Genomic DNA, 14,117 nt, shown 5'->3' on the forward strand with positions numbered 1-14,117 from the left:
GTATGTTCCTGCAGGTGTTGGTGTAGCAGTTACTGTTGCTGGTGTGCCTGCACAAACAGGCGCACTGGCTACTGTTACCGTTGGTGTTGGATTGATAACCACTGTGGTTTGTCCCGGTTGGCTTGGACAGTTTGTAGTAGTATTGGTAATGATAACACTATAAACTCCTGCCGTAGTTGTTGTGAATGTAGCTACATTTCCGGGATTCGTTGCTCCCGATGGGACTGTCCATGCATATGAGTATGTTCCTGCGGGTGTTGGTGTAGCAGTTACTGTAGCTGGTGTGCCGGCACAAACCGGGGCGCTGCTTACTGTTACCGTTGGTGTTGGATTGATAACCACTGTGGTTTGTCCCGGTTGGCTTGGACAACTTGTAGTGGTATTGGTAATGATAACACTATAAACTCCCGCCGTAGTCGTTGTGAATGTAGCCACATTTCCAGGATTCGTTGCTCCCGATGCAACTGTCCATGCATAAGAGTATGTTCCTGCGGGTGTTGGTGTTGCAGTTACTGTTGCCGGTGTGCCGGCACAAACAGGCGCACTGCTTACTGTTACCGTTGGTTTTGGGTTTATTGTTATAGTTACAGTTGCTGTATCCGTTGCACATATAGCTGAAGAAACTGTATACGTAAATACATAAGGACTTCCTGCCAAAGTCATGGTTGAGATGTTAAGTGTACCTTGAGAACCATTAGTTGTAGCAATGGGACCTGTCCAAACTCCTGTATTATCTGGTGTTCCACCTAATAAATTAAATAAATCGAATGGAGCAGTGGAAGAAACCTGGTCTATACATATTCCTCTATTACCATCATTACCTGCATCATTTGGCTCATAAATATTAACTAAAACATCAAGCCTATTACTACTTTCACATGGTGGATCAACTGTAGTCGCATAGTAATGTTGCCCATTTACAAGTGGAGTCGATGGATCCAAAGGAATTCCAAAAGTAGATGTCGAATACCAATTATTATTACCTGAGGCCACTAAGTCATTTATCGTTGGAGGATTGTCATTACAAAACTCCTGAATTGCCGGTCCGGTAGGAACCGGAACAATTCCAACATTTACAAACAGTTGAAGTCTCGAAGTTTCACATCCTGTGGAGGGATTAGTTTGGCTAATATAATAAATGGTATTATCTGTCAAAACCGCGTTAGGCAATAGAGCAGTTCCACCACTTGGCACCGTATACCATCTTAAACCGTTACCCGATATCACGAATTGTGGATTGGATGGAGTTGCCTGGTTGGCGTTAGTAACACAAACGCCTTGAAAATTTGCTCCTGTTGGTGCAGAATATATTGTAACTACAACACTTTGTCTTGTTGCACAAGGTCCGGTTGCTGCATCTGCAAAATAATCCTCACCATTTGTTAAACCTGTAGCATTTGATAAAGCCGGTCCACCAGTTGCATTAGCATACCATTTTATACCCCCACCATTATCCGTTGCAACAAGACTAGCAACTGTAGGTGATTGCGTATCACAGAAAGTTTGGGTTGCATTTGTTACTGTTGGACATTGAGAATATACAAAATCATTACACCCAAAAAGAGATACTAATAAAACAATATAGAAGTGATAATTTTTAACAAGAGTAGTGATTCTCATAAGCAATTCAATTTTTGACAATTCTTTGCTAATTCTGGTACACTCTTTACATATCCTTCAATTTTCACATCTTATTGGTAAAAATGATTTAATTTGATATTCGACAGCATACTCCGAGCAAAAAAATACTTCCACTATATTACTCATAATAATAATAATGGAATTTGACTTATTAAAATGTTATAAACAAAATTATCAACACAATTGCCGATAAATCGATTCGTAAAAATTGATTTATAATATTGAAATCTAATATTTTATGAAATATTAAAATCGAATTTTAAGGTTATTAAGAATTTAATTTTCATTTAGAAATAAAAAATTTGTTAATAAGTTTACTAACAATCGAAACCTATTAACAATTAGTTGCAAAACTAATATGAATTAAAAAGTAATATTCTCGATGCCCTTTGAGACTATTCGAAATTCCTGGATTATGTCATCAATAATAGATTCTACAGATTTTATTTCATGAATTAATCCCGCTATTTGGCCTATTTCTAACTCTCCGTCTTCTAAATCTCCTTCAAACATTCCCTTTTTGGCTCTGGCCCGACCCAATAATGCTTTTAACTCTTCGGCTGTTGGAGACTTTAAATACAAATTTTGGATATCATCGTAAAATTTGTTTTTTATCAATCGTACGGGAGCTAGTTCCTTTAACGTTAATTGGGTATCACCTTCCTTAATCTCAGTGATGGTTTTTTTAAAATTATCATGAGAAGAACTTTCAAAAGAAGCTGCAAATCGAGAACCCATTTGCACTCCATCGGCACCGAGAACCATTGCTGCCAGCATTCCTCTTCCTGAAGCAATTCCCCCCGCAGCTATCAACGGAATATTAATTTGTTCTTTTACCATCGGGATTAAAGTAAACGTAGTAGTTTCCTCTCTACCATTGTGTCCGCCGGCTTCGAACCCTTCGGCTACGACCGCGTTAACTCCGGCCTCTTGCGCTTTCATGGCAAACTTTGAACTACTTACAACATGAACAACTATAATTCCTTTTTCTTTTAAATAACTGGTCCAGGTTTTTGGGTTCCCTGCTGATGTGAAAACAATCTTCACTTCCTCTTCAATAATAATCTGAATGATTTCTTCAATATTAGGGTACAACATCGGAACGTTAACTCCAAATGGTTTATCCGTCGCTTTTTTACATTTTTGGATATGTTCACGCAAAACATCAGGATACATTGAACCCGCACCTATCAATCCTAACCCTCCCGAATTACTCACGGCACTGGCTAATTTGTAACCGCTATTCCAAATCATTCCGCCTTGAATAATTGGGTATTTTATATTGAAAAGGTGCGTGATTTTATTCATTTATGCTGAATTAATTTACTGCGTCAGTTAACGTCGCTTGTCTCAATATTAATTTTTAATGATTTTTCCAGTTTGCACAAATGAATTGCTTTTTATTTTATAGAAATAAATTCCGGAATTGATGTTTTCCATTGAAAATGATGTGTCCGAATTTTGAATCGCCTTTTCAAAAATAATCTGACCTAAAGTATTGTAAAACCTAATTTTTGCTTCACTAAAAAAAGGCGGAAATGAAATAAAAAGTTCATCAGAAACCGGATTTGGATATACTAAAAATCTCCCCACTGAATTTTGGTTTACAGAAAGCTGGGCACTATTTAATGCTGATTGAAAATCCGGAATTCCATAGCCATATTGATCCGTTGGATTAGCAAATCTATCGGCAGATTGCTTAACAAAATCTACAACTTGTTGGTTAGTTGCCCATGGAATTGCCTGCCAAAAACTAGTAACTGCCCCAGCCATGATTGGCCCGGAAAACGAAGTTCCGCTTGCAGTTACAATATTTCCCGAAGTATTAGAAACTACAGAACTTTGTCCTTGTGCCATTACATCCGGTTTGACTCTTCCGTCAAATGTAGGTCCAATTGAACTAAAAGTAGCATAGGTTTCATCTGGTTTTACAGCACCAACCGCCAAAACATGTATCGCATCGGCAGGAACACCAATATGAGGATCTGCACTATTACCCGAATTTCCTGCACTGGCTATGCAAATCATTCCCCGGCTAAAAGCAATGTCTGCCCCTTTAGATATATAAGAAGTTATTCCATTAATGTCTTCATAGGTATAGCTATAATTAGGATTGTCATAGTCAAAGTAACCTAAGGAAGTTGTAATCACATCGACACCCAAACTGTCTGCAACCTCAGCAGCTTCCACCCAATTGCTTTCTTCAACCGGATTTTCAGAAGCTACATCTTCTGTGATAAACAAGTAGTATTGCGCATCTGGTGCTGTTCCCACCAATTGATTTTCAACATAGCCGCCCATGGTAGAAAGTACCAAAGTTCCATGTGAGTTTCCTGTGTAAAAATTATTGTTTCTATCTACAAAATTATAACCTCCGAGAATTTGATTGTTATCCCGTAATCTTTGAAATGGCGGAACAACATCTACATTCGGAAATCCTGCATCCATCACCGCAATTATTTTACCTGTTCCTGTATAATCCAGCTGGTGCAGCAAATGTGCGTTCAGCATTTGAATTTGATTGGCAGAATTACCGTAAGGAAATAAAATAGTAGTTTCCAAAACCTTATTTATTTTATTGGCAACGGCCGTTTTGGACTTATTTTTCATTTTAGCCGAAGTATTCAGACTTCTATCCGCAAAATAAATATGATCCACAAAAGATAAAGATGCTAAGTTTTGAATATTTATAATGTCGCCCCGAACATGCACTGCGTTAAACCATTTTGATTTAGCTTTTACTTCTATTCCTGAAGCAGCGATAATCTCGTCAACATATGGTTGATAAATAGGCACATCTTTTATATCCAAAGCAATTCCCTGATTGGTTCTTCTGTTTAAAGCACGCTGTGAAAGCATTTCCAACGGATTGTCAAAATAGAATTGTGCATTGGGTTTGTCTGTAAAATAAACCCAGGCATCTTCCTGAGAATATCCATGAAAACTTAAAAGAAAAAAGGCAAGGAACAATAGTTTTTTCATAGCTGTGACTCATTGGAAGCGCTAATTTATGAAATTACTCCTGAACCAACTAATTCATCATCAATATTCCAGGCAACAAACTGACCTTCGGTAATAGCTGATTGTGGTTCGTCAAAAGAAACGTACAAACCACTTTTAAATTGATATAAAGTTGCTTTTTGCAAAGCCTGACGGTAACGAATACGGGCCATGACCTGCATCGTTTCCCCGTTTTTTAATGCTAAATCCTTTCGTATCCAATGAATTTCTGAAGGTTGAACTTTTAATGTTTTTTTGAATAAACCAGGATGATTCGCACCTTGACCGGTATAAATTGCATTTGATTTTACATCAGTAGCAATAATGAAAAGCGCTTCTTTTGTTCCACCAACATTCAATCCTTTGCGTTGTCCAATAGTGAAGTAATGTGCGCCCTGATGTTTGCCTACTACTTTTCCATTTTCCGGTGAATAGGATATCGAAGTGGATTCAAAAATTAGTTTTTCTTCCAAAGAATTAAAATCCGGTTGTTCTTGGTTATATTTAGAATTATCAACGTCAATTTCATAAATCAAACCTTCTTTGGGTTGTAATTGTTGCTGCAAAAAATCAGGCAAACGAACTTTTCCAATAAAGCATAATCCTTGTGAATCTTTTTTTTCTGCTGTAACCAAATCTAATTTTGCCGCTATATCCCGAACCTCTGGTTTGGTTAATTCTCCAATTGGAAATAAAGATTTTGCTAATTGTTCCTGCGATAATTGACAAAGAAAATAAGACTGGTCTTTGTTCCCATCTTTTCCTGCTAATAATTGATAAACAGGTTTTCCATCGACTTTAATTTCTCCTTTTCGGCAATAATGTCCCGTGGCAACATAATCCGCACCAAGGCTTAAAGCAATTTTCATAAAAACATCAAACTTAATTTCGCGATTGCACAATACATCGGGATTAGGAGTTCGTCCTTGTTCGTATTCCTTGAACATATAGTCCACGATTTTTTCTTTGTATTGTTCGCTTAAATCAACTGTTTGGAAAGGAATTCCAAGTTTTTCAGCAACCAAAAGTGCGTCGTTGCTGTCTTCAAGCCACGGACATTCATTAGAAATGGTTACCGAATCATCATGCCAATTTTTCATAAAAAGACCAATGACTTCATAGCCTTGCTCTTTTAAAAGATAAGCAGCAACACTCGAATCAACCCCACCGGAAAGTCCAACAACTACTCTTTTCATTTTAAAACAAAAAATTTGCGGCAAAGTTACCGCAAATTCTGTAAAATGGTATACAATAATATCAGTTAAAACAATTCAACCGTTGGCAAAACTTATTTAGCTTCACATTTTGCTTTTCAGTTCTTTTTCCAAGTCGGGATTCGGCTTTTCCGCATCTTTAACTTCAACCTTAACATCTGACTGACTCGGCATTTTTGGTTTTTTGAAGTTTTTATTTTCGTAGTTCATATTGACATCTTTCAATTTTCCTTTTACAAGCATTTTCCACATACCTACTTTCTTTCCGTTTTTAAAAAGTCCTTGGGCGGCGACTTGATTATCTACATTTCTAAAAATCGCCAATCCATCGTATTGTCCATTTTTATAAATAGATTCCTCAAGTACGATGCCATTTTCGGCATAACTTTTATAAGCTCCGTTTTTGATTCCGTCTTTATAAGTTGTCGCTTCAGCTACTTCACCGCTTTTATAAAATACTTTTCTCACACCATTCAGTTTTCCATTTACATACTTTTCAAGCGTCATAATTGTTGGCAAATCTTCGTGGTAATATTTCCATTCTCCATCAAATTGTTTATTGACAACTTTTCCTTCGCTTACTTTATTCTTATTTTGATTGTAAAAAATAGTGTAGCACGAATTGTCTTTGGCATTAAATTCCCTTGTAGCTATTACGGTTCCTGCTTTGGTATCATCAAAGAATTTGAAAATTCCGGTTTCTTTTCCGTGCTCAAAAGTTCCTTCATACCGAGGTCGTTTTGATTCCTCATATACACCTTTCCACAAGCCATTCTTTTTGCCGCCTTCATCCAATTTATTGATGTCCTGGGCGAAACCAATCGATGTTAAAAAAAGTAATGCAATAATATATTTCATGATGCAGATTTTTAGTATAACGATAAAATGAGGTTTTTAGTATTCAAAAACAGTTCCAAAAATTTACGACCCCAATTCCATCGCTCTGTCATTGGCAGCTTTTACCGCTTCAATAATGGTTTTTTCCAATATTCCTTTTTCAAAAATACGCAGAGCACTTTCAGTTGTTCCTCCTTTTGATGCCACTTTAGCAATCCATTCTTCATTGGATAAAGAATAACTATTTTGGATTGCTACTGAACCCATAAAAGTTTGATTTACTAACAACTCCGCTTCCGATTCATTAAATCCTAAATCGACTGCCGCTTTTATCATGGATTGCATAAAATAAAACACATAAGCTGGTCCGCTTCCGGAAATTGCGGTGGCGGCATCAATGAGTTTTTCATTTTCTGCATAAACTGACTTTCCGGTAGTGTTTATGAGGTTTTGAATGATGAACAATTCCTTTCTGTCTACATTGGCAGAAGCCGTAAAAACAGTCATTCCCATTCCGATTTGAGTGGGAATATTTGGCATGGACCGCACTATTTTTGAACAAGAAAGTTGAGTTTCTAATTTAGCTATTGTAATTCCGGCCATAACCGAAAAAATAATCTGACTGTCTTTTAAGTAAGGCTTAATTGATACTGCCAAAACAGTAAAATCCTGTGGCTTCACGGCTAGAATAACAATGTCAAAATCGCCTATTTTTTCAGAAACCGAAGTTGAAAAATTGGCTTTCGGAATAGCACTTTCGATTTTGGAAAAATCACTATTTCTGACCAAAACAAAAATATCTTCCGGTTTGATGAATCGGGAACTGATAAAACTATTAGCATACGTTTTACCCATATTTCCGTGACCAATTATTAGTACTTTCATTACGTTTAAAATTAAAAACTCTGTTTAAAGATATGTTTTTAAACAGAGTTTTGAAAATGTATTACTGAGAATTATTTCTTTTTATTTTGCAATTGCTTTTGAGCTTCAGCTTGTTCCATCATTTCCCTCATCTTCTTTTGGAACTTACTTTCGGATTTTACTTTAGTTTTGTTCTCCTGGATTTGAGTATGAATCTTATCGCTATTGATGAAGTATCTTTTAATGACCAACATAATTCCAATCGTAATTAAGTTGGAAATAAAGTTATACAAACTCAATCCAGAACCGTAACTATTGAAGAAAATCAACATCATTACCGGGGAAACATAAATCATGATTTTCATCATCTTCGCCATATCAGGCATACCATCTTGCTGTGGTTGGGCCATCGCCTGGTCACCAGAAGTCATTTTCATGTAAAAGAAAATCGCGATTGCTGCCAAAATTGGGAACAAACTAATATGGTCACCATATAATGGAATGTTGAAAGGTAATTTTACTATTTGGTCAAAGGATGATAAATCGTCTGCCCAAAGGAATCCTTTTTGTCTCAACTCAAATGCTGACGGGAAAAACTGAAACGATGCATACATAAACGGAATTTGTATCAAAGCCGGAATACAGCCGGCCATTGGATTCACTCCCGCTTTATTGTAAAGCTTCATAGTTTCCTGTTGTTTTTTCATTGGATCTTTTTTGAATTTTTCTCCAATTTCCATAATTTCGGGACGTAACACTTTCATTTTCGCCTGCGACAAAAATGATTTAAAAGTAATTGGCGACATTGCAATTTTGATCAAAATAGTGAAGACAATAATTGCAATTCCTAATCCCATGAACGAGCTTAAAAAGCCGAATAACGGAATGAAAATAAACTTATTTATCCAACCAAAAATTCCCCATCCTAACGGAACAATCTTCTCAAGATTTCTGTTGTAATTCTTTAAAGTTTTATAATCTGTTGGGCCAAAATACCAACTCATTTTATAATCTAACTCATTATTATTGAAGGCTAACGGAACATTAGTTTTGAATTGTTTGGTAAAAGTGGTATCAACTTTTTCGTCTTTGATTAAATTATTCGAATGCAATTTTGAAGTCGCAAATGGCATTTTTGTCAAAAGAATTGTTGAGAAAAAATGTTGCTTGTAAGCTATATAAGAAACCTTTTCCGGTGTTTCTTCAGCATCTTTTCCCAAACCAACATTATTGTTTTTTCCGTCTTCATATTCATAACGAATATCCGCAAAACGATTCTCATAAGCGATACTTTTCTCATTGCGAAACGTTTTCAAATCCCATTCTAAATCAATCGGTTTAGAAGTATTTAAAACAGTATTCAGTCCTTGTGAACGAATATCAAAATCAACTAAATATTTATCTGGTGCCAAAACATATTTGTATTCCAAATACTCATTTGCTCCTGCTTTTAACTTCATCGAAAGAATTTGGTTCGCTCCTACTTTGGTCAAAGTCGGCTCAAAAAATAAGTCTTTCGTATTTAAAACTCTATTATCTTTTGTCTGTAACTGAAGATTAAAACTGGCATTATTATCTTTAATCAACTCTACTAATTGCCCTGAATTCTTCTTAAACTTTTCATATTTTTTTAAAATCGCTTCAACAACATATCCTCCTTTGTTAGCTATTTTTAAGCGTACAAATTCGTTTTCTAAAGTGGTAAAGTTCTCTTTTGCAGAAGGTAAAGTTGCTGAGTAAGCGAAGCTTCCTAGTGTGCCTTGAAGTTTTTGAATTTTAACTGAATCAGCAACGGCAGTATCTGTTACGGTTGTAGTAGTTTCTTTTGGAATTGCAGATACAGATGTCTTTGCTGCTTTCTCTGTTTTGGCTTTTTCCTGTTGCTCTTTCGCTTCATTATTGCTATTGTTATACATCATCCAAATGATGATAACGAATATCAAACCAAAACCGATAATTGTATTAAAATCAAATTTCTTTTCTTCCATAGTACTGCTGAACTTATTTCAGTTCCTTATTTATTTTTATGTTTTACCATTGCGGCCACAAAGCTAACAAAAATTGGGTGCGGATTTGCAACGGTACTCTTATATTCCGGATGGTATTGTACGCCTATAAAAAAAGGATGGTTTTCTAATTCAATAATCTCTACCAAACCTGTTTCCGGATTTATCCCAGAGCAAACTAATCCTGCTTTTTCTAATTGTTTTCTATACTCATTATTGAATTCATAACGATGACGGTGGCGCTCCTGAATTTGAGTAGCTCCATATATTTTGTGAGCTAGAGTTCCTGCTACAATATCACATTTCCAAGCACCTAAACGCATAGTTCCTCCCTTATCAGTAATATTTTTTTGTTCTTCCATAATAGAAATCACCGGATTCTTGGTTTTCTCATCCATTTCGGTGGAATTCGCATTTTTCAACCCTAAAACATTTCTCGAATATTCAATAACTGCCATTTGCATTCCGAGGCAAATACCGAAAAATGGAATATTTTTTTCCCGTGCATAACGAACCGTATCGATTTTACCCTCAATTCCACGACCTCCAAATCCAGGGGCAACGAGTATCCCGTCTAAATCCTGAAGCTGTTCTTCTGCAGTTTTGGCATCTAAATATTCAGAATGAATAGAAATCACATTCACTTTAGTTTGATTTGCCGCACCGGCATGTATAAATGACTCTAAAATAGATTTATAAGAATCCTGTAACTCTACGTATTTTCCAACCAAACCAACATTTACTGTTTGCTTTGGATGTTTCAATCGGTGCAGAAAAGTGTTCCAGTTTTTTAAATCGGGAGCTGCTTTTTTAGGTAAGTTTAATTTCTTTAACGCCACAACATCCAAACCTTCATCAAGCATCAAATTTGGCACTTCATATATTGTTGAAGCATCAATAGACTGAATAACCGCTTCGCGTTTTACATTACAAAACAAGGCTATTTTTTGACGCAATTCATCTGATAATTCGTGTTCGGTTCTACAAACTAAAATATCCGCCTGAATTCCACTTTCCATTAAGGTTTTAACAGAATGTTGCGTTGGTTTTGTTTTTAATTCTCCGGCTGCTGCCAAATAAGGAATCAAGGTTAAATGAACTACAATGCTATTGTGTTCCCCTAATTCCCAAACCAATTGACGCACCGATTCGATATAAGGCAATGATTCAATGTCTCCAACAGTACCTCCGATTTCAGTAATCACAATATCAAAATCACCTGACTTTCCAAGCAATTGCATGCGTTCCTTAATCTCATTAGTTATATGAGGGACAACCTGCACTGTTTTGCCCAAAAATTCGCCTCTTCGTTCTTTTTCAATTACCGAAAGATACACTCTTCCTGTGGTAACATTGTTGGCTTGCGAAGTAGGAACATTTAAAAATCGTTCATAATGCCCCAAATCCAAATCGGTTTCTGCTCCATCATCCGTCACAAAACATTCTCCGTGTTCATAAGGATTCAACGTTCCCGGATCAACATTAATATAAGGATCAAATTTTTGAATGGTCGTTCGATAGCCTCTCGCCTGTAGTAACTTGGCCAGAGATGCTGCGATGATTCCTTTTCCCAAAGAAGAAGTCACACCACCGGTAACAAAAACGTATTTTGTCTGATTCATTTTTTTTGTAGTTGTTGTGTTGTAGTTGTTGTAAAAACGAGGCAAAAATAATGAATTAAATTGGTTTCGGATATTGTTTTTTTATATTCCGAACCAATTCTTCCAAGCCGTTTAATTTAAGTTCGTAGACAAGTTGAAGTTGCTCGCCGAGTTGTCCTTTTGGGAAACCTTTTTGGCTATACCAAACTACATAATACTCAGGCAAATCAATTAAATAATAGCCTTCATATTTGCCGAACGGCATTTTAGTATGAGCGAGTTTGATGAGGAGTAGTTGCTGTGGGTTCATTTAAAAAACAAATAGAAAAAAGATGAAAGAGAAAAGATAATTATGTTGGAAAAAGAAATCTATATTCTATGTTCTTTTATCTATATTCCTATTTTATTTCCAATTAAAAGTAATCACTTTTTCAATATCCGGATGTAAACTTAAAAAAACAGGGCAGGTCATTGCACTTCGTTCAAGTATAGTTTTGTTTTTATCAGAAGTCGCTACAGCCATATTTAAAATCACTTCTATTCGGGCAATTTTCCTGGGTTCGGACTGCATAATTTTAGTAACTTCGGCTGTTGATCCTTTTAATTCAATGTCCAGATCTTTCGATTTTATAGCCATAATCGAAATCATACAGGTTCCTAAAGAATTAGCCACCATATCTGTTGGTGAAAACGCTTCACCCTTACCGTGATTATCAGTTGGAGCATCGGTCAGAATCTCTGTTCCCGATTGTAAATGCATGGACGAAGTTCTTAATTCTCCTAAATATCTAATAATTGATGTGGTCATTACAATGCTTCTTTTATGGTTAAATCGGTGTCGTAATACAAGATGTAAATTCCATTATTGGAATAACCATAAGTTGCATTTTGAACGTAATCAAACTTGTTTTCTATTTGCTCTGATGGAGAAGCCTGAATTGTTTCTTCAAAAGTTTTGTCCTGCGATAATCGAAGCAAGGTGTCAAACGTTACATCAAAACCTCGAATGGCATATTGATTGGGTATAATTTTATTGATCTTTTTATACTTCACATCAAATTGATTCGCTTCATCCGTTTCGTTTGGTCTGGAAAGCGATGGATACAAAAGCTTTAATTTGGTTAATCGTGTCAACGAAATTTCCTCAAAATCAAAGGTGTCGTTTGGTTCCAAAATTACCAACTGCACCTGATACTCTTTTTGAGCGGTAAGCATTGCTGATGTAGTGGCTAAAATCATTCCTGTACTTTCCGAAGCCAAAACCACATAATTGAGTTTATCTTTTTGGAACAAGACTTTTAAACTATCAGCAACAAAACTTCCTTTAGCACTTAAACCTGCAATCCTTACATCGGGTTGCATTTCCTGAATGTATTGTTTCACACTGCCTTTCTTATAGTCAATAACGGCTATGATATTGCCATTTCTGGCTTTCATAAAATCAAAAATGGAACTTCGCAAAAGCTCTGTCGATGGCATCGATTGGTATAAGTTAGAATACTTTTTCCCATCTTCTTTTGATAACGGAGAAATAACCGGAGTTTTTGTTGGCTCAACCAGTTCAGCTAATTTTTCAACATTCGACTGATAGAACGGTCCAACAATCGCATCCATGCTTTCAAGATTATTTTGTCGAACCAAAGCTGACACATTGGAGGAGTTTTTTGTTTCCTGAGAATCTAAAATTTTGATGTCAACGTTCATCCCTAATACTTTCGCTGAATCAATCGCCATCAAAGCTCCGGAATAGAAGTCCAAGGTCAGATTCAAAAACTTATCTTTTTTCAATCGGGCCTGCGTCGAATTTATGGTGTCGCTTTCAATTTTTGAAATATTAAAAGGCAAAAGTAATGCGAGTTGTTTCCTCGCATTAGTGTTAATAGTTTTTAGTAAATTTCCCTGTTCCTTTTTGACGGGTTCTTTTCGTTGGCCTTTGGGCACACGGAGTATCATTCCTAGTTTAATTCCTCTTTTCAGTTCCGGATTCAATGAAATCAATTCTTGTTCCGACATTCCATAATCGTTGGCAATACTCAAAATGGTTTCTTTTGGTTTAACTACATATTCTTCTAAATATTTTTTAGTGCTTGAAGTTGAAGCTGTCGTTTCGACGGAAGGCTTTGTAGTTTCAACATTAGGTTTTGTATTATCAACAGCTGGTTTTGTAATTTCTACAACGGCTTGATTTACGGCATTGCCCGAAACTACCAATTTAAAGCCAATTGGAAATTCAGAGACAATTTGAGGATTTAAACGTTCTAATTCAGGAATCGTCATTCCATACTTTTTAGAAATCCCGTATTTTGTTTCTTTTGGTTCAATTATATGGTAGGTGGTTTCTCCTTTTGGGATTTCAACCTTTGGTGCTGCTTTCACAACAGCAGGTTTTGTAACTGCGGGAGCAACTACTTTGGCTGATTCAGCAAGTTTAGAGACAGCAACAGTATTTTGTCCATTACCGGAAGGGATTTTAATATTCTGTCCTATCTTCAAACCGTTATTCAACATATCTCCATTGGCTGCCTTTATCGCATCAACAGTGACGCCATATTGTTTGGAAATGCTGTACAATGTTTCTTTAGGCTGCACCAAATGACTCTTTGGAGTATCGCTTTGTGTTGGACTTTGGGAAGAATGTATTACAGGTGAAGGCGGAATCAATAAAACGCTGTTCAACTGAATTCCATTTTGGGAATCGGGATTTAAACTATAAATATCGTAGGGTGTAACCTTATATTTTTGAGCTATCATATTAATAGTTTCACCTTTAGCGACAGTATGTTTAGTATATTTTTCCTGCTTTGCAGAAACTGTAAACACAAAAGAAAACAGCGTTAGAAATATAGAAAAAAGGATACGGTTTTTCATTTACTTATTGTTTATTTAACGTCTAAAGTTAACAAATCTTTTTAAACCCAATATAAAATGCGAATTTTTTCATTAACTTTTTTGTG

General features: G+C 36.1%; 11 protein-coding genes. All 11 read right to left on the reverse strand.

Annotation, left to right across the window (positions count from 1 at the left end; all coding sequences use genetic code 11):
- A partial coding sequence (locus tag Q0Q99_RS00745; RefSeq protein ID WP_293889941.1) for a hypothetical protein occupies nt 1–1,620 on the reverse strand: 1,620 nt, incomplete at its 3' end.
- Nucleotides 1,621–2,004: 384 nt separating this feature from the next.
- The gene (locus tag Q0Q99_RS00750; RefSeq protein ID WP_293889943.1) at nt 2,005–2,949 is read right to left on the reverse strand and encodes a nitronate monooxygenase; all 945 of its coding nucleotides are present in this window, start codon (nt 2,947–2,949) and stop codon (nt 2,005–2,007) included.
- 48 nt (nt 2,950–2,997) lie between these two features.
- Complete coding sequence (locus tag Q0Q99_RS00755; protein ID WP_293889945.1) at nt 2,998–4,623, reverse strand: S8 family serine peptidase; 1,626 nt, start codon at nt 4,621–4,623, stop codon at nt 2,998–3,000.
- A gap of 26 nt (nt 4,624–4,649) precedes the next feature.
- Nucleotides 4,650–5,837 carry a tRNA 2-thiouridine(34) synthase MnmA gene (gene mnmA / locus Q0Q99_RS00760; RefSeq protein ID WP_293889947.1) on the reverse strand — a complete coding sequence of 396 codons (1,188 nt, stop codon included), beginning with the start codon at nt 5,835–5,837 and terminating at the stop codon, nt 4,650–4,652.
- A gap of 102 nt (nt 5,838–5,939) precedes the next feature.
- Entirely contained in the window at nt 5,940–6,713 is a 774-nt protein-coding gene (locus tag Q0Q99_RS00765) for a hypothetical protein (protein ID WP_293889949.1), read from the reverse strand.
- Between the two features lie 63 nt (nt 6,714–6,776).
- Nucleotides 6,777–7,577 carry a pyrroline-5-carboxylate reductase gene (gene proC / locus Q0Q99_RS00770; protein WP_293889950.1) on the reverse strand — a complete coding sequence of 267 codons (801 nt, stop codon included), beginning with the start codon at nt 7,575–7,577 and terminating at the stop codon, nt 6,777–6,779.
- 71 nt (nt 7,578–7,648) lie between these two features.
- Nucleotides 7,649–9,544: a membrane protein insertase YidC gene (gene yidC, locus Q0Q99_RS00775; RefSeq protein WP_293889952.1), complete on the reverse strand. Its 1,896-nt coding sequence runs from the start codon at nt 9,542–9,544 to the stop codon at nt 7,649–7,651.
- Nucleotides 9,545–9,570: 26 nt separating this feature from the next.
- A complete protein-coding gene (locus Q0Q99_RS00780; RefSeq protein WP_293889954.1) occupies nt 9,571–11,184 on the reverse strand; it encodes a CTP synthase in 1,614 nt (537 codons plus the stop codon).
- A gap of 55 nt (nt 11,185–11,239) precedes the next feature.
- A complete protein-coding gene (locus Q0Q99_RS00785) occupies nt 11,240–11,473 on the reverse strand; it encodes a DUF3820 family protein (RefSeq protein ID WP_293889956.1) in 234 nt (77 codons plus the stop codon).
- A 93-nt stretch (nt 11,474–11,566) separates the two neighbouring features.
- The gene (locus tag Q0Q99_RS00790; protein ID WP_293889958.1) at nt 11,567–11,971 is read right to left on the reverse strand and encodes an OsmC family protein; all 405 of its coding nucleotides are present in this window, start codon (nt 11,969–11,971) and stop codon (nt 11,567–11,569) included.
- Nucleotides 11,971–14,031 (reverse strand): LysM peptidoglycan-binding domain-containing protein, encoded by a 2,061-nt coding sequence (locus Q0Q99_RS00795; protein ID WP_293889960.1) that lies wholly within the window; start codon nt 14,029–14,031, stop codon nt 11,971–11,973. Before Q0Q99_RS00795 ends, Q0Q99_RS00790 begins: the two co-directional genes overlap by 1 nt.
- Between the last annotated feature and the right edge of the window lie 86 nt (nt 14,032–14,117).

The organism is Flavobacterium sp. (genome assembly GCF_025352425.1).
In the GTDB taxonomy this organism is placed as follows: domain Bacteria; phylum Bacteroidota; class Bacteroidia; order Flavobacteriales; family Flavobacteriaceae; genus Flavobacterium.